Below are 20,173 nucleotides of genomic sequence, written 5' to 3' on the forward strand. Positions count from 1 at the left end.
ACGAAAAGCGTGTCGAGTTGACACCCCTACTCACATGCAGCAAGAGCTATGGCGCGACTCGTGATGGGACCCCACCGCCGGTTCCTCTTTGCTAAAGACGGCTCGCCTGCGGCGTCGCGGCAATCATTCGGCTCGCCTTCGGCTTCGCACCTGTCATCCGGCTCGCCTTCGGCTTCGCGGGCGATCAGGCGTGCCCGACATCGCCAGCCAAGCCAGCCCCTCCCAGGCCGCGTGCCGCCTCGCCTCGGCCCCGCAAGCCCCCGAGCCTCGCCTTGTCCAGCCCCGCATTGCTCCACCCCTGCCGCGCGTTGCCCCGCCTCGCGGCCATCAGGCCTCGTTCGCTGCCCGCCGTCGTTCCAATAGGACGGTATCCCGCCACTCGCCGTGGTGCTGCGCGATTCGCTCCCGCAGCCCCACCGTGCGGAACCCCGCCTTGTGGTGCAGGGCGATGCTGGCCCGGTTCTCCGGGAAGATGACCGCCTGCAGGGTCCACAGGCCGTCGGCGTCCGCCGCCGCCACCTGGTGGTGCAGCAGGGTTTTGCCCACGCCCCTGCCCTGGGACGCGTCGGCCACGTAGATCGACGTCTCCGCCACGCCCGCGTAGCACTCGCGGGCCGAGACCGGGGTGGCTGCTGCCCAGCCCGCCACGGAGCCGTCCACCTCGGCGATCCAGCGGTGGTCCGGCAGCCACTTCGACTCCAGGGTTCTGCGGGACGGGACCTCCGTCTCGAAGGTCGCGTTGCCTGAGGCTATGCCCTCGCCGTAGATGCGGCGGACGTCCGGCCAGTCCGCTGCGGTCATCGCTCGCATCGTCACGCCCGCTGAGGGGCGGAGGGTGCCTGTGGAGAGGGCGCCCATGACCGCGTCCGCCGCGTGGGGGAGGCCTGTGCAGCAGGCCGGGTTGATCGTGACGAGGGTGGTGGTGCCCTCTTTCTGGACGTGGAGGAAGCCGACCTCCGCCAGTTTGCGGACGTGGTGTGAGCAGGTGGACTGGCTCACGCCGAGCAGGGTCGTCAGTTCGCCCACGGTGACCGGGGCTGGTGCCGAGGCCACGTGGTGGAGCAGGCGGACCCTGGTCGGGTCGGACAGCGTCGCGAACCACGAGGCGTAGGTCGTGGCTTCATCGGTGAGCACGTTCCCGAGTATCGATCGCGGTCGATCGATTTATCAAACCGAGTACTTCTTCACGCAGAACGAGAGGCCTCGGAAGAAGCCGTCGCCGAACGCTTCCACGCGGGCGAAGCCGGAGGGGACCGCTTTGCCGTTCACGTCTGCGGCGATGAGGCTGTCGTCCGCCAGGAGTTCGGCCACCGCCTCGTCGAGGTCGCCGGGGGAGAGTTTCAGGTTCGCTGCCGCGTCGGGGCGGTTGGTGAGGCCCGCCCAGGCTCCGGTGAGGCAGGCGGTGCGCTGGCCTGCCGCGTCGTCGTCGAGCTTGAAGCCCGTGGCGTGCTGGATGGACAGCGAGAAGCGGGAGGCGATGACGGCGAACGCCGCGAAGTCGCCGATGCCGCCCTTCGCGCCCTTCTTCGGGGGTGTGCCGATCTTGAGCAGCTGCGGGAGGTCCAGCTGGACCTGGTTGACCGCCGGGCAGTAGGAGGCCGGGGACGTGGTCTGGGCGTCGGCGCAGGACTTGATGCCCGACCTGTCGAAGGCCGGGAAGACGGCGCCGCTCGACTTGTACGCGTCTCGGAGCGACTCCTCCAGGGCCCTGAGGTACCTCTCGTCGTCGACCTTGACGTTGCCGCGGCCCTGGCCCTGGTCGGTGTCGGTGATGTCGAAGGGGCGTTCGGTGATGCGCTTGTTGATCTCCGCCTCGTTGATCTCCGCGCAGCGGGCCGCGCCGCGGACGAAGCCGAACTGGAAGGCCGAGACGCGGTCGAACGCGCTGCCGTGGGCGCCCTGCTTCTCGAACGACGTGCCGGCGCTGTCGCGGATGAAGAACATCGTCTGCAGCACCTGGTTGAGGCCCTCACCGGTGGAGAGCTCGAAGTGCTTCGCCTTGTTCTCGGCGACCCAGCGCATGAAGACGCCGGTGTAGCAGTCGGCCTGCTGTTCTTTGACGATCGACGACGTGTTGGCGCCGATGCCCGAGGCAGGGCCGAGCTTGTACTGGACGGCGTGGCCCATCTCGTGCGCCAGCACCGTCACGACGGCCATCGGGCCGAACGAGTCCTGGAGCATCGGGAGGAGCTCGCCCCGGTCCCACGTGATGCTGTCGTCCAGCGCGCAGTAGAACGCGTTGGCGATGCCGGTGGTGTTGAGCTTGCAGACCTCGACGCCCTTGCCGTTGGAGTCGTAGGACAGGAAGCGCTTCACCGGCTCGAAGGTCTTGCCGGGGAACGAGTTCGGGATCTCGGCCTTCCAGAACTCCTGGACGTCGGCGAGCGTGTTGATCGCCAGGCGGTCCATCTCGCCGCCGTCGCCGTTCTCCACGCTCAGGTCCGCGTCGGGCACGCCCTGCTTCGGGCCGGACGGGCCGTTGGAGATTTCGAGGCCCGCGACCTTCGTGGGGTCGGGCCGCTCGCCCTTCGGGGCGCCCTCGACCACGGATGCGCACGCGGTCAGAGTTGCGGTCACGGCCAGCGCGACGGCGATTCGTCCGAATCCCATGAGGTCAGACCCTACTAAGCGGCGTTCGGCCACGTGCAGCAAGTGCCAGGGCCGAACGTGAAACCTCCTCACTCCCTGGGGTGATTTCAAGACTGCACGGACTCGTTTTCGTTGTCCCACCGATGTTTCGGGCCCAAAGTCGCTCTCACGAAAGCCTTCAGCGTGGAAGGAGTCCGGGGGTATGGGTAGAACGCGCTGGGCACGGTTCGTCGGGGTGCTCGGCATCGGCGCGGTAGGCGCGGGTGCCCTCCTCTTCGGCATGTCCCAGGGAGCGCTGGCCGCCTCGTTCGCGGTGTCCGGCACCAACTTCAAGGTGTCCGCCGACAACCTGGTGGGTCAGGGGTTCGTCCAGTTCGGCGGGGTGGACGCGGGAGCGGGCAAGACCCACGTCGTCGCGGTCAGCGGGTTCAAGACGGCGAGGCTCGACAAGTTCTGCCAGTCGGTGTTCGTCGCCAACATGCCGATCGTCGGTGACATCACGATGCGCATCACCGCGGACAGCGTGGGCGGCATGTCGGCCGACAACCTGGTCGTCAACCTCACCGACCTCAACGGTGACCTCGTCCTCGGCAACCCCGAGATCGGCATCGACGCCAACAAGGTCACCAAGGGACCGGAGAACCTGCGGGGCCTGCCGGGCTCGTTCGGTCTGCAGGCCGACACGGCGAACATCACCTCGCTGCAGCAGACCGCCTGGGCCACCACGGCCCAGACCATCAGGTTCAAGGGCATGAACCTCACGATCCGCCAGGGGAAGCAAGAGTGCTTCTGACGATCTGGCGCGGCTTCACCGCGTGGCGACGTGGCCGGCCCTTCTGGGCCGGTCTCTTCGTGGCGGCGGGCGCGCTCATCATCCTGTTCCCGCCGTTCGTCGGCGTGAAGCTCGGCGACATGGTCATCTCGATCAAGACGATCGGCGGCACGTCCGCGCTGCTGATCGGCGCGTTGCTGGCGATCTGCGCGGTGTCGCTGTGGGTGCAGCCCAAGTTCCGGCTCGCGGCCGGCCTCGTCACGGTGCTGCTGTCGCTGGTCGCGCTCGTCGTGACCAACCTCGGCGGCTTCCTCGCCGGCACGGTCCTGAGCCTGCTCGGCGGCGCCCTCGCCGTGGCGTGGACGGACGAACCCAAGAAGCCGAAGGAACCCAAGAAGCCGCAGGAACCGAAGGCGGCGGAGGAGCCTGAGCCGACCCAGAGGGTTCAGCCCACATGATGCGAGCACATCCGCTGGCGGCCGCGGCGGTGGTCGCGGTGCTGGCGCTGCAACCACCGTCGAGGACCGAGCCGTCGAGCACCGAGCCGCCGCCGTCGTCCGCCCCCGGCAGCAGTTCGTCGGTCCCGACCAGCACCACCTCAGAGCCACCGCCCGCGTCGAGCACCAGTGCCACTCCACCGCCGTCGTCGTCCGTGTCCGTCCCGCCGCCGCGCACGGAACCCTCGACGTCGGCGCCCCCGCCACCGGCCCCTGCCCCGGTGACGGGTGGAGGGCGCGAGTGGACGCTGACGGCGTCGCGGCTCGACCTGGGCGGCCTCAACTACGCCGGGATCGTCGACGTGGTGCTGAACGGGCAGGTCGTCAAGGTCCTGAAGTTCACCGCGACGGACATGAAGGTCAGGGACCTCGTGCAGACCGGCGAGGTCTCACCGGGCACCAAGCTGGTCACAGCGGCACGGCCGGGCAGCACGTCCACGGTGTCTTCGGGCCGCATCGAGCTGTACACGATCCAGCTCAAGGGGAACCTCGACCTGCTCGGCATCAAGATCCCGGTCGACTACACCGCGGCCCACCCGCCGCCGCTGACCGTGCCGTTCGCGACGTTCACCGAGGTCACGGTGCGCAACACGGATCTCAGGGGCGGCACGCTCACGATTCCGGGCGCGCGCATCTCCGTGGTGTCCGACCAGGCACCGACGGCCAGACGCTGAACCTCAGACGCCGCACTTCTTCGCGCCCTCGAACACGCCCTCGCGGAACCGCGCCACGCGCTGGAAGCCCGGATCCACCGGGTTGCCGCCCTTCGCGTCGCGGGCCGCGTAGTCGAACTGCAGCAGGATGGTCACGGCCTCGTCGAAGTCGCCCGGCGAGAGCCCGAACCCGTCCTGCCGCTGGAACACCGCGCCCGTGTACGCGCCGGCCAGGCACAGCGCCGCCTCGGACGCCTTCTCGCCCTCGGTCGGCTTGCCCAGCACCGCGAGCTCGGCGATGGCGTAACGGGACGCGATCAGCGTGCCCGTCGCGTAGTCGCCGTACTTCTTGTGCAGGTCCGGCAGCTCGTCCTTCGTGTCGATCTTGATCGTCTTGTCCGACGGGCAGTAGGCGACAGGGCCCTGGTCACCGGAGCAGTCCGGCTCGGTCTGGGTGGCCTCGGCGCGCGGCGTGGGCCAGGTCTTGCCCGACTTCGTCGCCAGGTCCTTGAAGAAGCCGTCGAGGTCCGGCGTCACGGCTTCGAGCATGTCGTCGAACGGCAGGTTGCCGCCGTTCGCGCGGTCCGTGGTGCTCGTGAACGCGCGCTGCGTGAACTGGCGGTTCTGCACCGACATCTGCGCGCAGAACTTCGTGCCCTGCTCGTAGCCGTCCTGGAACGCCGCCACGCGGTCGAACGCGCTGCCGTGCGCCTGCTCGTCCTCCGGCGACGTGCCGACCGGGTCGCGGAACGTGATCAGCGCGCCCAGCGCCTTGTCCAGGGCGTCCGCGTTGATGTCGAGGCGCGGCGACTTGCCGTCCGTCACGTTGCGGACGAACGCGCCGGCGAAGCAGTCGGCCTGCGCCTCGGTGAGGATCGTGGGGTACTTGTCCGGCTCACGGCGCTCGGCCTCGGGCGTGATGCCCATGCGGTTCTGCACCGCGTGGCCGATCTCGTGCGCGAGCACCACGACCACGGCCGCCTCGCCGAAGCGGTCCTGCAGCACCGGCAGCAGCGACGCCCTGTCCCACGCGATCGCGTCGGCGGCCGGGCAGTAGAACGCGTTGCCCTCCACGTCCGCGGCCTTCTGCGTGCACGGCGGCGGCTTCGCGGTGGAGTCCGCGGTGTCGACCGAGAAGTAACCGCCGCTCAGCGGCTTCCACGGCTTGTTGAAGGTGCTCTGGAACGAGTCGGTCCAGAACTCCTCGATGTCCGTCAGAGCGGTGGCGGCCAGCTTGTCGATGGCGCCGTTGTCCGAGCCCCGCACCTGGATGGTGGGGCCGGACGCCTCCTTCTTCACCACCTTGGCGGCGCGGGGCTGCCCAGGGATCTCAGCGGTGCAACCCACCGCGAGCAGGGCGGTGGCGACGATCAGCGCGATGCTCCGGTGCCGCATGAACCCATTGTGCCTGCCGTCCGGCTCGGGGGGCGTCCTTCTCGTCCAAGTCAGGCGCATACAAGGGGCAACGTGCGGTGGACTGATCAGGTTCACCTGACCGGGTCAGCCCACCGCGACGCGTCAGTCGGCCTCGCCCAGCACGCCGGGGACCTCCGGAACGAGCCACAGCACACCGGACGGCGGCAGCTGCAGGATCGCCGAGTGCGGACGCCCGTGCCACGGCTTCGCCTCGGTCTCGACGCCACCGAAGTTGCCCACGCCCGAACCGCCGTAGTGCGCGGCGTCGGTGTTCACGAGCTCCTTCCAGCGCCCTGCCGACGGCAGTCCCACCCGGTAGTCGTGGTGCGGCGACCCGGAGAAGTTCGCCACGCAGGCGAGCGTCGAGCCGTCCTCACCGACCCGCAGGAACGACAGGACGTTGCCGCCGGAGTCGTTCGCGTCGATCCACTGGAAGCCCTCGGGCGTGACGTCGTGGCTGAACAGCGCCGCCGCCTGCTTGTAGACCGAGTTCAGGTCGCGCGTCAGCGACTGGATGCCTTGGTGCAGCGACTCCTGCTCGACCAGGTGCCAGTCGAGCGACCGCGACTCCGACCACTCCTGCCGCTGCCCGAACTCGCCGCCCATGAACAGCAGCTGCTTGCCGGGATGCGCCCACATGAACGCCAGCAGCGACCGCACACCCGCGGCCTTGTTCCAGTCGTCGCCGGGCATCCGCGTCCACAGCGAACCCTTGCCGTGCACCACCTCGTCGTGCGAGAGCGGCAGCACGAAGTTCTCACTCCACGCGTAGACCAGCGAGAACGTCATCTCGTTGTGGTGGAACGAGCGGTGCACCGGCTCACGCGACAGGTAGTGCAGCGTGTCGTGCATCCAGCCCATGTTCCACTTGAAGCCGAACCCGAGCCCGCCCAGGTGCGTCGGCCGCGTGACGCCCGGCCACGCCGTCGACTCCTCGGCGATCATGACCACGCCGGGGTGCCGCTTGTAGACGGTCGCGTTCAGCTCCTGCAGGAACCGCACCGCGTCGAGGTTCTCCCTGCCGCCGAACTCGTTGGGCAGCCACTGGTCCGCAGGCCGCGAGTAGTCGAGGTAGAGCATCGACGCGACGGCGTCCACGCGCAGTCCGTCGAGGTGGAACTCCTCGATCCAGTACAGCGCGTTCGCCACCAGGAAGTTGCGGACCTCGTTGCGCCCGAAGTCGAAGACGTACGTGCCCCAGTCGAGCTGCTCACCGCGGCGCGGGTCGGCGTGCTCGTACAACGGCGTGCCGTCGAACTTCGCGAGCGCCCAGGCGTCCTTCGGGAAGTGCGCCGGCACCCAGTCGACCAGCACGCCGATACCGCGCTGGTGCAGCATGTCGACGAAGTACCGGAAGTCGTCCGGGGTGCCGAAACGGGACGTCGGCGCGTAGTACGACGTGACCTGGTAGCCCCACGAACCGCCGAACGGGTGCTCGGACACCGGCAGCATCTCGACGTGCGTGAAGCCCATGTCCTCGCAGTAGTCCGCGAGCTCGGTCGCGAGCTCCCGGTAGCTCAGACCCGGCTTCCACGAGCCGAGGTGCACCTCGTAGATCGACATCGGCGCGTTCGCCCAGTTCGTGGCCTCGCGCCGGGCCTCCCACTCGGCGTCCTGCCACTGGTACTCGCTGCGCGTGACGACCGAGGCCGTCTGCGGGGGCACCTCCGTGGCGAACGCCATCGGGTCGGCCTTCTCGTGCCACACGCCGTCCTGGCCGAGGATGCGGAACTTGTACCGCGACCCCACCACGACGTTGGGCAGGAAGACCTCCCAGACACCGCTGGAACCCATGGAGCGCAACGGGTTCGCGCGCCCGTCCCAGCCGTCGAAGTCACCGGTCACGCGCACACCGCGCGCGTTCGGCGCCCACACCGCGAACGAGACACCGGTGATGTCACCGGCAAGCGTCTCGTAGCAACGGACGTGCGCGCCCAGCACGTCCCACAGGCGTTCGTGCCGGCCCTCGCCGATCAGGTGCAGGTCCAGCTCGCCGACGGTCGGCAGCCAGCGGTACGGGTCGTCGACCTCGACCGTGTGGTCGCCGTAGGTCACCAGCAGCCGGTAGTCGCCGGGCGCCTCGGGCAGCTCGCCCTCGAACAGCGCGTCCGCGATGCGTGGCAGCTCGACCTGCTTGTCACCCCACGAGATGGCGACCGACGTCGCGCCGGGGCGCAGGGCCCGCGCGATCACCTGGTCGCCGACGGTGTGCACACCCAGCACCGAGTGCGGGTCGTGGTGCGCACCTGACAGGAGCCGGTCCAGGTCGGCCTTCACGGTCTACTCTCCTCCGCTGGTCATCCGGGCGATCGACGACAGGGGAACCGTCAACCACTCCGGCCTGTTGGCGTGCTCGTAAGCGACCTCGTAGACCGCCTTGTCCAGCTCGAACGCGCGCATCAGCGGCACGTTGTCCCGCGGGTCGGCCGCCACCTCGGCGTAACCGTCGCAGAACGCGGCCCTGTTGCGCTTCGTCCACTCCATCGCGCGGTAGGCGAGCTGGTCGTCGTCGGGCTGGCCGACGAGGAGCTGCCGTGCCGCGTAGTCGAACGACCTCAGCATCCCCGCCACGTCGCGCAACGGCGACCGCAGTGCCAGCCGGTCCTCGACGCTGGCCGCCGGCTCGCCCTCGAAGTCGATCAGCAGCCAGCCGTGCACGGTCCGCAGGACCTGCCCGAGGTGCAGGTCGCCGTGGATGTGCTGGATCGGGAGCGCGCCGACGTGCTGACGCGCCTCCTCGAACGCTGCGCGCAGCGGCTCCTCGTAGCGAGCGAGCTCCGGCACCGCCTCCAGCACGACGCCCAGACGGCGTTGCATGCCCTCGATGGCGCGCGAGATCGCGTCGTCGTCGGCGATCTGCGTGCCCAGCGCCTCCGCGAGGTCGGCGTGCACCTTCGCGACGGCGTGGCCGAGCCGTTGCGCCTCACCGGCGAAGTCGCCGCCCACCTCGAACGCGTGCAGGTCGGCCTCGGCCATCAGGTCGCGGACCGAGGTCTTGGCCATGTCCCAGCCCTCGACCGCGTCCGGCAGGAACTCCTGCAGCATCGCGAGGGTGACCTGCTCGCCGTTCAGCACGGTCGAGATCGCGCCCAGCGGCTGCGCGATGTGCTCGCAGCCCACCGACCGCAACGCGCGGTGCATCGTCAGATCCCGGTTCTCGCCGTTGGCGAGCTTGCGGAAGATCTTGAGGATGTACTGCTGGCCGTAGATCAGGGACGTGTTGGACTGCTCGACGCCGATCGGCCGTCCGCGCAGGCCGGAACGCAGGTCCGTGCCGGGCTCGTGCGCGAACGTGATGCCGTCGACCTCGTGCCCGGTGGCGATCCGGTCGAGCAGGACGCCGTTGTGCTCGGGGTCGAGCAGCACGTCCCACGCGCCGGTGCTCAGGCTCAGCGCGCCCTGGTAGTTCTCGGTGCGGCCCGGTTGTTCGACCTCGAACACCAGGTGCACCAGATCGCCGTCCACCACCGTCGTCCTCAGTGGACGGACGGCCGTGATCGGCTTGTCCTTGCCGCCGAACCACCGTGCGTTCGGGAGCAGGTCGGGCAGTGAGGCGACGAGCTTCTCGACGAGCTCGTGGGGATCGGTCACGCCTCGATTCACCTCATCTCGCCATCGTCGCCCGCCTCTACCAGCTGGAACCAGTAGAAACCGTGACCCGGAAGGGTCAGCAGGTACGGGAGTTCCCCGATCGCGGGGAATTTGACACCTCCGGTGAGCTCCACCGGCGTGTGGTCGCGGTGCTCGGAGAGGTCCAGCTCGACGGGTTGCGGGAAGCGCGACAGGTTGTTCACGCAGAGCACGATGTCCTCGCGGCCGTCCGGGCGCTTCCACTGCCGCTTGTAGGCGAGCACGCTCGGGTTGGAGCCGCCGAGCTCGGTGAAGTCGCCCTCGGCGAACGCGTGGTGCTGCTTGCGCACCTCGATCATGTGCCGCGTCCAGTTGAGCAGCGACGTCGAGCTGTTGAGCTGTGCCTCGACGTTCAGGCCCTGGTAGCCGTAGACCGGGTCCATGATCACCGGCAGGTAGATCCGGCCGGGGTCGCAGCTGGAGAAGCCCGCGTTGCGGTCCGGCGTCCACTGCATCGGGGTGCGCACGGCGTCGCGGTCCTGCAGCCAGATGTTGTCGCCCATGCCGATCTCGTCGCCGTAGTAGAGAACGGGCGAGCCGGGCAGCGACAGCAGCAGCGCGGTGAACAGTTCGTGCTGGTTGCGGTCGTTCTCCAGCAGCGGGGCGAGCCGTCGGCGGATGCCGATGTTCGCCTTCATCCGCGGGTCTTTCGCGTACTCGGAGTACATGTAGTCGCGCTCTTCGTCGCTGACCATCTCAAGCGTGAGCTCGTCGTGGTTGCGCAGGAAGATGCCCCACTGGGCGTTCTCCGGGATCGCCGGCGTCTGCGCCAGGATCTCCGAGATCGGGAACCGCGACTCCCGCCGCACCGCCATGAAGATCCGCGGCATCAGCGGGAAGTGGAACGCCATGTGGCACTCGTCGCCGCCGACCTCCGGGTCACCGAAGTACTCGACGACGTCCGACGGCCACTGGTTCGCCTCGGCGAGCAGCACCCTGCCGGGGAACTCGTCGTCGACGACCTTGCGGCACTTCTTGAGGAACTCGTGCGTGCGCGGGAGGTTCTCGCAGTTCGTGCCCTCCTCTTCGAAGAGGTACGGCACGGCGTCGAGCCGGAACCCGTCGATGCCGAGGTCGAGCCAGAAGCGCAGCGTGTCGAGCATCGCCTCCTGCACGTCCGGGTTCTCGAAGTTGAGGTCCGGCTGGTGGCTGAAGAAGCGGTGCCAGAAGAACTGCCCGCGCACCGGGTCGTACGTCCAGTTCGACGACTCCGTGTCCACGAAGATGATCCGCGCGTCGCTGTAGCGCGAATCGTCGTCGCTCCACACGTAGTAGTCGCCGTACGGACCCGTCGGGTCCTGCCGCGACTCCTGGAACCACGGGTGCGCGTCCGAGGTGTGGTTGAGCACCAGGTCGGTGATCACCCGGATCCCGCGCCGGTGCGCCTCGTCCAGGAGGTACACGAAGTCCTCGACGGTGCCGAACTCCGGCAGCACCGCGCGGAAGTCGCTGATGTCGTACCCGCCGTCGCGCAGCGGCGACGCGTAGAACGGCGGCAGCCACAGGCAGTCGACGCCGAGCCATTCGAGGTAGTCGAGGCGCGAGGCGAGCCCGCGCAGGTCGCCCGTGCCGTCTCCGTTGGAGTCGCTGAAGGCGCGGACCAGCACCTCGTAGAAGACGGCGCCCTTGAACCAGTCCGGGTTCGCGGAGGCCGGCTTGGCGGACTTGAAGTCCTCAGCCTGCGGTTCGACCAGCATGCCGTCGTCGTTGACGGCCTCTCCGGTGTGCGGAACACCCTCCAACCCGAGCGCAGCGTCGGGACGGGAGTCGTCGGCCATTGTTCCCACCTCGTCGGGGGTTGTTCGGTTGATCAGCTGAAACGTCGCTGGAGGCTCACCACGTGCGCGGTGGCACGCCACGGTTCGAGGCGGATGTAGTTCGCCTGGCCCCAGTCCCACGTCTCGCCGGTGACCTCGTCGTGCGCGATGACGCGCTCGTGCCAGTCGAACCCGAGCTCCGGCAGGTCGAGGTACAGCGTCCCCTCCTGCGCGTTGTGCGGGTCGAGGCTGACGACGACCACGACCGTGTCGCCCGTCTCCGGATCGCGCTTGGAGAAGGCGACCAGCGCGTCGTTCTCGACGTTCTGGAACCTCAGCGTGCGCATCTGCTGCAGCGCCGGGTGCGCCTTGCGGATGTGGTTGAGCTTGCGCAGCCACGGTTCGAGGCTGCGGCCGTCCGCCAGTGCGCGGGCGTAGTCGCGTGGCCGCAGCTGGTACTTCTCGGAGTTGAGGTACTCCTCGCTGCCCGGCTTCACGGCCTCGTACTCGAACAGCTCGTAGCCGCTGTACACGCCCCAAGTGGGGGAGAGCGTGGCCGCGAGTGCCGCGCGGAGCCCGAACATCGCGGGACCGCCGTGCTGCAGCGACTCGTGCAGGATGTCCGGCGTGTTCACGAACAGGTTCGGCCGCGCCTCGTCCCAGTGGTCGCGGACGTCCTCGCCGAACTCGATCAGCTCCGGCTTGCCCGTCCGCCACGTGAAGTACGTGTAGGACTGGGTGAAGCCGAGCTTCGCCAGGCCGTAGAGGCGGGCAGGGCGGGTGAAGGCCTCCGCCAGGAACAGCGTGTCCGGGTAGACCTCCTTCACCTTCCAGATCAGCCACTGCCAGAAGTCCGGCGGCTTGGTGTGGGGGTTGTCGACCCGGAAGATCCGCACCCCGTGCTCGGCCCAGAAGAGGACCACGCGCAGCACCTCGTGGTACAGGCCCTGCGGGTCGAGGTCGAAGTTGATCGGGTAGATGTCCTGGTACTTCTTGGGCGGGTTCTCGGCGTACGCGATCGTGCCGTCGGGCAGCTGCGTGAACCACTCCGGGTGCTTGAGCACCCACGGGTGGTCAGGCGCGCACTGCAGCGCGAAGTCGAGCGCGACCTCCAGCCCGAGTTCGTTCGCTCGTTGGACGAGCGCGTCGAAGTCCTCGATCGTGCCGAGCTGCGGGTGGATCGCGTCGTGCCCGCCCTCGTCCGCGCCGATGGCCCACGGTGATCCCGTGTCCTCGGGCGTCGCGACGAGCGTGTTGTTGGGGCCCTTGCGGTTGACTCGCCCGATCGGGTGGATGGGCGGGAAGTAGACGACGTCGAAGCCCATCGCCGCGACCCGGTCGAGCTCCTTGGTCGCCGTGGCGAACGTGCCGTGCACCGACTGGCCGGTCTCGTCGATCCCGCCGGTGCTGCGCGGGAAGAACTCGTACCAGGAGCCGTACGCCGCCTTCTTGCGGTCGCACCAGATCTTGTGCGTCTTGCCCTTGGTGATCAGCTCGCGCACCGGGTGCTCGAACATGATCTTCTGGACGTCGGCCGCCAGCGCCGGCGAGACCCGTTCGGCGAGCGGCCTGTCCGTGTCGCGCAGCGCTTCCGCTGCGGACGTGAGCAAAGCTCGCTCTTGTCGCCTATCGGGTCGCCTTGCCACCCGATCGAGTAGCCCGGCACCGATTTCAAGATCGTTTGCGAGATCACCGGGCCCCTGTCCCGCCGCGATCTTCACCTCAACGGCGTGATTCCAGGTGCCCCAGGGGTCACTCCACGCATCGATCCGGAACGTCCAGGCGCCTTCCTGGTCCGGAACCACGGTCGCGCCCCACCTGTCGAGGCCGGTTCCGACCTCGTGCATGCGGGTCTGGCGAGCGACTCGGTCGTTCGGTCCTCTCCACGTGACGGTGGCCGCGAGCTTGTCGTGCCCCTCGCGCCACACCGTGGCTGAGACCGGAATGTGTTCTCCCACAACGGCTTTGGCTGGATATCTACCAGCCGACACCACCGGGGATACGTCGTCGATACCGAGTCGTCCGCTCATCGGCAGCGCCCTTCCGCCGTGTAACTCCACGTCAATGCGTTGAATCCTGCCTTGCTCGATCAAGCCGTCTGACAGCGGGTTACCCCACCCAGATCCGTACCCAGCCCGGCTCGATCGCACACCTCGGAGGCTGATCGTGTCCAGGGTCTCTTGTCCACGTTCTCAATGCTTGGTGGCTGTCTGATTGGACTCTTCCCGTACAACTCACCGTGTTACACGCGCGCTACGGGTACCGTGCGCGCGTGAACAAGCTTGGAGGTCGCTACGTCCTGCTCGACCAACTCGGCGCCGGTGCGATGGGTGTCGTGTGGCGGGCGCGCGACGAGTTCCTGCACCGTGACGTGGCCGTCAAGCAGCTGCTTCTCAACGACGTCGAGTCGAACGAGTTCCATGAGGCCGTGCAGCGCGCCATGCGCGAGGGCCGCATCGCAGCGCGCTTGCAGCACCCGAACGCGATCGCCGTGTACGACGTCGTGGTCGAGGACGGCAAGCCCTGTCTTGTCATGGAGTATTTGCCGTCGCGCAACCTCTCGTCGATCCTCTCGGACCGCGGCACCATGCCGCCGATGGAGGCCGCGCGCATCGGCTCGCTGGCGGCAGGCGCGCTCGCCGCCGCCCACAGCGCCGGCATCGTCCACCGCGACATCAAGCCGGGCAACGTCCTCATTGGACGCGACGGCACCGTCAAGATCACCGACTTCGGCATTTCGCGCGCTTTGGGCGATGTGGCCGTGACCAAGACCGGCATGCTCGCGGGCACCCCCGCGTACCTGGCGCCGGAACTGGCCCGCGGCGCCGAGCCTGCGCCGCCCTCGGACGTGTTCTCGCTCGGCGCGACGATCTACGCGATGACCGAGGGCGAGCCGCCGTTCGGCAAGAGCACGAACGACCTCGGCCTGCTCTACAAGGTCGCGCGCGGCGAGACCCGCCCGCCGATGCGCTCGGGCCCCCTCACCGGCCTGCTGACGAGGCTCCTCGCGAACGAGCCGTCGCAGCGCCCGACCGCCGCCCAGGCCGCGGAGGAGCTGAAGGCGATCGCCGCCGGCCAGCCCGTCCCCACCACCCGCGTGATCCCGCCGCGCCCGATGACCCCGCCCGCCGGCACCGCCGTGATGGGCGCGTCGGGCCCCGGCACGCAGACCCAGCGCCCGATGCCGCCGCAGCCGCGCACCCGCCCGCCGGCCCCGCTGCCCGCGACCTACGACGACGGCTACGACGACTACGAGCCAGAGCCCGAACCGAAGAAGAACAACCGCGGCCTCGCCATCGCGGCCGCGATCCTCGGCGTGCTCCTGGTCTCCGGCGTCGCCTACGCGATCATCTCGAACTACGGCGACAACTCGACCGCGGGCGGCCCCAGCTCCACGCCGCAGACCACGTCGGAGACCCCTGACCCGACCTACGACAAGCCGACCAGCAAACCGCCTGCCCAGACGACCGAGAAGCAGACGCCGTCGTCCAAGCCGGCCCCGACGACCACGACGAAGCCGCCGGCCACCAAGCTCACCCCGGCCCAGATCACCTCCTTCGTGAAGACGCACTACGGGAAGCTGCCGTCGAACGTCGACGCGGCCCGCGGCGACTGGGACCCGGACCGGGCGCCGAGTTCGGCGGACGAGAAGGAGTTCTGGGGCAAGTACTCCAAGGTCGCGATCAAGGAAGGCCCGCTGGTCGACGCCGGCGAGGACGGCACGTTCACCGTCACCACCGCGCTGGAGCTGACCGACAAGGAGACCAACAAGGCGACGGTGGAGGAGCACACGCTCAAGATCTCGGGCAAGGGCGACAAGCCGTTGATCACGAACGAGCAGCGGGGCTGAGCGTTCGCCGGGAACGACCTGGCGTGGGGCGGCCCGCGGTTTTCGAAACCTTCGGGAACCGCCCCGCGGCGCCCTCGCCACCAGTAGCCTGCGCAGCCGTGCAGACAGTCGCCGATCGGTACGCACTGCTCGAACGCGTCGGCAGCGGCGCGATGGGCGTCGTGTGGCGGGCCCGCGACGGGCTGCTGGAGCGCGAGGTCGCGATCAAGCAGCTCCTGCTGCCCGACGTGCCGCCGAAGCAGGTCGAGGAGGCCTGCCTGCGGGCGATGCGCGAGGGCAGGACCGCCGCCCGGCTGCACCACCCGAACGCCATCGGGGTCTTCGACGTCGTCGTCGAGGACGGCCGGCCGTGCCTGGTCATGGAGTACCTGCCGTCCAGGAGCCTGTCGGCGGTGCTCAAGGAGCGGGGCCCGTTGCCGCCCGAGGAAGCCGCGCGGATCGGCGCGCAGGTCGTGGCCGCTCTCGTCGCCGCCCACGAGGCGGGGATCGTTCATCGGGACATCAAGCCCGGCAACGTCCTGATCGGGGACAACGGCGCCGTCAAGATCACGGACTTCGGGATCTCCCGGTCGGCAGGCGACGCGTCGGTCACCCGGACGGGTGCTTTGTCGGGCACGCTCGCCTACCTCGCGCCCGAGCTGGCCCGCGGCGCCGAACCCGATCCCGCGGCGGACATGTTCTCGCTGGGGGCGACGCTCTACGCGATGACCGAGGGGCAGCCGCCGTTCGGGCGGACCGAGAACGACTACGGCCTGCTCTACAAGATCTCGACCGGTCAGGTCGTGCCGCCCACCCGGTCCGGGGCACTGACACCCCTGCTGACCAGGCTGCTCGCGATCGAGCCCGCGGACCGGCCGACCGCCCCCGAGGTCGCGGGAGAGCTCGCCGCGCTCACCGGCACCGGGGGCCGCCGGACCGGGGTCCTGGTCGCCGCTGCCGTCGCGGTGGTGTTCGCCGCCGCCGTCGTGACCACCTCGCTCGTGCTGAACCGCGACCGGGTCGCCACCGGCTCGACCCAGCAGAGCACGAGCCAGCAGGCCTCGCCCACCACCACCACCGACGTGGACGCCTTCGTCAAGCAGCACTTCGCCAAGCTGCCCCACGACGCGGCCGCCGCGCGGGAGGACTGGGCGTCCGAGTTCCGGCCGGCCTCGGGGGACGACGACCGGTACTGGCAGCACTACGAGGTCGTCGCGATCTACGGTGAACCCGTGGTCAGCAGCACCGCGCAGGACGAGCGCTTCGCCGTCGAGATCGACCTGACGCTGCGCGAGGAGGGGGCGGCCGAACACGACGTGTCGATCGTGCGCCACCGGCTCGACCTGATGGTCCGCGACGGGGCGCTGCTCATCACGAGCGCGCGTGAAGTGGCTGGTTGAGCCTGCTCACGGCCCCTCTCCGTCTTGACCGGTTCTGCAAGTCGTTGCAGGTCTGACCGGGAACGTTGTCAGCCCCTGAGGGGTGGCAGGTAAGTTCGCTCGTCATGCGAGCACTTCGACGGTTCACCGTGCGAGCCAGCCTGCCGGAGCCCTTGTCCGCGTTGAGCACGCTCGCCACCAACCTGCGCTGGACGTGGCATCCGCCCACGCAGGACCTGTTCGCCTCGATCGACCCCCGCGTCTGGTCCGAGGTCGGTGGCGACCCGTTGCGCCTGCTGTCCGTCGTGGACGCGGGGAAACTGGAACACCTCGCGAGAGACGAGCAGTTCCTGCTCAAGCTCCACGCGCTCGCGAGTGACCTGGAGCGGTACGTGCAGGGGCCGCGCTGGTACCAGCGCCGTCAGGACGAGATCACCCAGCGCCGCGAGCACGGTGCGCCCGACACGCCGCTGCCCACGAGCGTCGCGTACTTCTCGATGGAGTTCGGCGTGCACGAGGCGCTGCCGAACTACTCGGGCGGCCTCGGCATCCTCGCGGGTGACCACCTCAAGGCGGCGTCCGACCTCGGCGTGCCGCTGATCGCGGTCGGCCTGCTCTACCGGTCCGGGTACTTCCGGCAGTCGCTGTCGCTCGACGGCTGGCAGATCGAGCACTACCCGGCGCTCGACCCGCGCGGGCTGCCGCTGGAGCTGCTGACCGAGCCGTCCGGGCTGCCGCTGCTCGTGCACGTGGCCATGCCGGGCGACCGGATGTTGCGCGCGAAGATCTGGAAGGCGCAGGTCGGGCGCGTCCCGCTGCTGCTGCTCGACTCGGACGTGGAGCAGAACGACGAGGACCTGCGCGGCGTCACGGACAGGCTCTACGGCGGCGACCAGAACCACCGCATCCGCCAGGAGATCCTCGCGGGCATCGGCGGCGTGCGCGCCGTGCGGACGTTCTGCGAGCTCACCGGCCACGCGCAGCCCGAGGTGTTCCACACCAACGAGGGCCACGCCGGGTTCCTCGGCCTTGAGCGGATCCGCGAGTACATCACCAACGACGGCCTCGACTTCGACCAGGCGCTCACGGCTTCACGCGCCGGTGCGGTGTTCACGACGCACACGCCCGTGCCCGCCGGCATCGACAGGTTCCCCGTCGACCTGGTCCAGCACTACTTCGGTGCCGAGAACCTGGTGCCGGGCGTGAACACCCAGCGCATCCTGGCGCTGGGCGCCGAGGACAACCCCGGCATGTTCAACATGGCCCACATGGGCCTGCGGCTCGCCCAGCGCGCGAACGGCGTGTCCAAACTGCACGGTGAGGTCAGCCGGGACATGTTCCGCGGCCTCTGGCCGGGCTTCGACACCACCGAGGTGCCGATCGGCTCGGTCACCAACGGCGTGCACGGGCCGACGTGGGCCGCGACCGAGATGAGCAAGCTCCTCGGAGCGTCCGAAGCGGACACCCAGACCACCTCCGGGTTCGGCATCGGCTCGTTCGAGCCGGTCACCGACGCCGGGTTGTGGGAGCTCAGGAGCACCCTGCGCGGCCGCCTGGTCGACGAGGTGCGCCGCCGCGTGCGCGAGTCGTGGCTGCAGCGCGGCGCGTCGGCGCTGGAGCTGGGCTGGACCGACGGCGTGTTCGACCCGAACGTGCTGACCGTGGGCTTCGCACGGCGCGTGCCGACGTACAAGCGCCTCACGCTGATGCTGCGCGACCCGGAGCGGCTGCGTTCGCTGCTGCTGCACCCCGAACGGCCCGTGCAGCTCGTCGTGGCGGGCAAGTCGCACCCGGCCGACGACGGCGGCAAGGCGCTGATCCAGCAGATCGTGCGCTACGCCGACGAGGCGGGCGTGCGGCACCGGATCGTGTTCCTGCCGGACTACGACATGTCCATGGCCCGGTACCTGTACTGGGGTTGCGATGTGTGGCTGAACAACCCGATGCGCCCCCTCGAAGCGTGCGGCACGTCCGGCATGAAGGCGGCGCTCAACGGCGGCCTCAACCTGTCCATTCGCGACGGTTGGTGGGACGAGCTGTACGACGGCTCCAACGGCTGGGCCATCCCGACCGCGGACGGCGTCAACGACCCGGTCCGCCGGGACGACCTGGAGGCCAACGCGCTGTACGAGCTGCTCGGCCAGCAGGTCGCGCCGCTGTTCTACGACCGCGGCGAGGACGGCGTGCCGACCCGCTGGATGTCGATGGTGCGGCACACCCTGGCCTCGCTCGGCCCGGTCGTGCAGGCCTCGCGCATGGTCCGCGAGTACGTGGAGACGTACTACGCGCCGGCCGCCGCGTCCGCGCAGACCGTCGTCGGTGAGGGCTACCGGGGCGCCAAGGAGCTCTCGTCGTACCGGCACCGGCTGCGCGCGTCGTGGACGCGGGTGCGGGTGCTCGACAGCGACCTGGTGCTCGGCGGCTCGTCGGTGCCGGTGCTCGGCGCACCGGTCATCGTGCGGGCGCGGGTCGAGCTGGCGGGGCTGGAACCGTCCGAAGTGGACGTCCAGGTCGTGCTGGGCAAGGTGTCGCACGACTCCGACGAGCTGAAGGACATCGTGTCCTCGCCCATGAGCTACGCGGGCAACGGCAACTACGAGGCGGAGGTGCCGCTGCCGCACGCCGGTGCGCTCGGCTACACCGTGCGCGTGCTGCCCAGGCACGGACTTCTGGCGACTCCCGCAGAACTCGGCAGGGTCGTTCTCGCTAGTTGACCGCTTTACGAGATCAACCCAGGGCATCCAGTTCGTCTTCAAACGGCGGGCTGGATGCCCTGATGCGTTCGTCTTCCTCGTTGCCCGTTCACTGCTCGTGACCTGCCTTGCGCCTGTGTCCTCAAGGCCCTTCCCTCAAACGAATGACCACTTTTTCGAGTGGGTGAATTCGTGATCTCCGCTGGTAGGCGCTCGTATCCAGGCTTACGCTCCTCGGCATGGAATGAACCGCTCCGAATTCGTGAGTGAATTTCCGGTGCGGCTCCAAGTGAATTGCGCATTGAGGAAGAAGGTAGCCGTGAAGAAAACGATTACCGCACTCTCGCTCGTCGCAGCTCTGTTCACCGCATCATCGATCCCGGCTGCCAGTGCCGCTCCCGAGGCACCACAACTCCCAGCCGCCTGCGCCGGTCTCGTCACGGACCTCGCCGGAAAACTCACGAAAACCGTCAGCAGTCTGCTGCCCCTGCCCAACGTGGGCGCGGTGACACCGTTGATCGGTGACATGCTCGGCCTCGTGACAGCCATGCAGAGTTCCGGCTGTCTACCGACACCCCCGGTGAGCGTGCCGGGTGTGCCGCTGCCCGCCAAGGCCGTCGAGTACACCGGCCCGGTCGACCAGTGTCTGCCGGTCGTGATGAACCTGATCGCGTCCGTCGCGGGGCTGGGCGGCACCGTCCTGGGCGCCGCGAGCGGCGCGCTGCCCGACGTCGGCAAGCTCACCGGCCTGCTGACCACGCTGCTCAAGACCGTCACCGACCTGCTGAGCAAGTGCGGCCTGCCGGCGCCTCCCGGCGGCCTGCCCGCGCTGCCCGGCCTGCCGGTACCGCTTCCGGTGGAGAAGAGCTGATCCGATCGCGGGGTGAGAAGGGCCCGTCACCGGTCTCGGTGACGGGCCCTTCCCGTGTGTGCGGAGCGTAGTATTCCGTTTGGATCG

14 protein-coding genes are annotated in these 20,173 nt (G+C 69.0%); 7 read left to right on the forward strand and 7 right to left on the reverse strand.

From position 1 onward, the window contains the following. Positions 1–327: 327 nt before the first annotated feature. Together ACFWN2_RS40940 and ACFWN2_RS40945 are read right to left on the reverse strand one after the other, a co-directional pair. Positions 328–1,134, reverse strand: a complete 807-nt coding sequence (locus ACFWN2_RS40940) for a helix-turn-helix domain-containing GNAT family N-acetyltransferase (protein WP_382435984.1) — start codon at positions 1,132–1,134, stop codon at positions 328–330. A gap of 33 nt (positions 1,135–1,167) precedes the next feature. Then, complete coding sequence (locus ACFWN2_RS40945; RefSeq protein ID WP_382435985.1) at positions 1,168–2,610, reverse strand: neutral zinc metallopeptidase; 1,443 nt, start codon at positions 2,608–2,610, stop codon at positions 1,168–1,170. Between the two features lie 181 nt (positions 2,611–2,791). Between ACFWN2_RS40945 and ACFWN2_RS40950 the strand changes: the two genes are divergently transcribed. From ACFWN2_RS40950 to ACFWN2_RS40960, 3 genes are read left to right on the forward strand one after another with little or no spacing between them, the layout of a single operon-like run. After that, positions 2,792–3,382 (forward strand): DUF6230 family protein, encoded by a 591-nt coding sequence (locus tag ACFWN2_RS40950; RefSeq protein ID WP_382435987.1) that lies wholly within the window; start codon positions 2,792–2,794, stop codon positions 3,380–3,382. Continuing rightward, complete coding sequence (locus ACFWN2_RS40955; protein ID WP_382435989.1) at positions 3,373–3,819, forward strand: DUF6114 domain-containing protein; 447 nt, start codon at positions 3,373–3,375, stop codon at positions 3,817–3,819. The genes ACFWN2_RS40950 and ACFWN2_RS40955 overlap by 10 nt, the downstream gene beginning before the upstream one ends. After that, a complete protein-coding gene (locus ACFWN2_RS40960; RefSeq protein ID WP_382435990.1) occupies positions 3,816–4,532 on the forward strand; it encodes a hypothetical protein in 717 nt (238 codons plus the stop codon). The genes ACFWN2_RS40955 and ACFWN2_RS40960 overlap by 4 nt, the downstream gene beginning before the upstream one ends. Positions 4,533–4,535: 3 nt before the next feature. On the opposite strand, the gene ACFWN2_RS40965 is transcribed toward ACFWN2_RS40960, so the two are convergent. The 5 genes from ACFWN2_RS40965 to ACFWN2_RS40985 form a co-directional block, all read right to left on the reverse strand. Beyond that, positions 4,536–5,906, reverse strand: a complete 1,371-nt coding sequence (locus ACFWN2_RS40965) for a neutral zinc metallopeptidase (RefSeq protein WP_382435991.1) — start codon at positions 5,904–5,906, stop codon at positions 4,536–4,538. A 123-nt stretch (positions 5,907–6,029) separates the two neighbouring features. Beyond that, positions 6,030–8,204, reverse strand: a complete 2,175-nt coding sequence (gene glgB, locus ACFWN2_RS40970; protein WP_382435992.1) for a 1,4-alpha-glucan branching protein GlgB — start codon at positions 8,202–8,204, stop codon at positions 6,030–6,032. A 3-nt stretch (positions 8,205–8,207) separates the two neighbouring features. Further along, complete coding sequence (locus ACFWN2_RS40975; RefSeq protein WP_382435994.1) at positions 8,208–9,518, reverse strand: aminoglycoside phosphotransferase; 1,311 nt, start codon at positions 9,516–9,518, stop codon at positions 8,208–8,210. A gap of 8 nt (positions 9,519–9,526) precedes the next feature. Further along, positions 9,527–11,335, reverse strand: coding sequence for a maltose alpha-D-glucosyltransferase (treS, locus tag ACFWN2_RS40980; RefSeq protein ID WP_382435995.1), 1,809 nt, complete (start codon positions 11,333–11,335; stop codon positions 9,527–9,529). A 32-nt stretch (positions 11,336–11,367) separates the two neighbouring features. Further along, positions 11,368–13,344 (reverse strand): alpha-1,4-glucan--maltose-1-phosphate maltosyltransferase, encoded by a 1,977-nt coding sequence (locus tag ACFWN2_RS40985; RefSeq protein ID WP_382435996.1) that lies wholly within the window; start codon positions 13,342–13,344, stop codon positions 11,368–11,370. Positions 13,345–13,586: 242 nt separating this feature from the next. Between ACFWN2_RS40985 and ACFWN2_RS40990 the strand changes: the two genes are divergently transcribed. The 4 genes from ACFWN2_RS40990 (at position 13,587) to ACFWN2_RS41005 (ending at position 20,086) form a co-directional block, all read left to right on the forward strand. Continuing rightward, complete coding sequence (locus tag ACFWN2_RS40990) at positions 13,587–15,164, forward strand: protein kinase (protein ID WP_382435997.1); 1,578 nt, start codon at positions 13,587–13,589, stop codon at positions 15,162–15,164. 98 nt (positions 15,165–15,262) lie between these two features. Further along, on the forward strand, positions 15,263–16,543 hold the full coding sequence (locus ACFWN2_RS40995) for a serine/threonine-protein kinase (protein WP_382435998.1): 1,281 nt from the start codon (positions 15,263–15,265) through the stop codon (positions 16,541–16,543). 104 nt (positions 16,544–16,647) lie between these two features. Continuing rightward, a complete protein-coding gene (gene glgP, locus ACFWN2_RS41000) occupies positions 16,648–19,236 on the forward strand; it encodes an alpha-glucan family phosphorylase (protein ID WP_382435999.1) in 2,589 nt (862 codons plus the stop codon). Positions 19,237–19,534: 298 nt separating this feature from the next. Beyond that, positions 19,535–20,086: a hypothetical protein gene (locus ACFWN2_RS41005; RefSeq protein ID WP_382436000.1), complete on the forward strand. Its 552-nt coding sequence runs from the start codon at positions 19,535–19,537 to the stop codon at positions 20,084–20,086. Positions 20,087–20,173: the final 87 nt, after the last annotated feature.

This window comes from Lentzea sp. NPDC058436, assembly GCF_042721515.1.
Classification (GTDB): domain Bacteria; phylum Actinomycetota; class Actinomycetes; order Mycobacteriales; family Pseudonocardiaceae; genus Lentzea.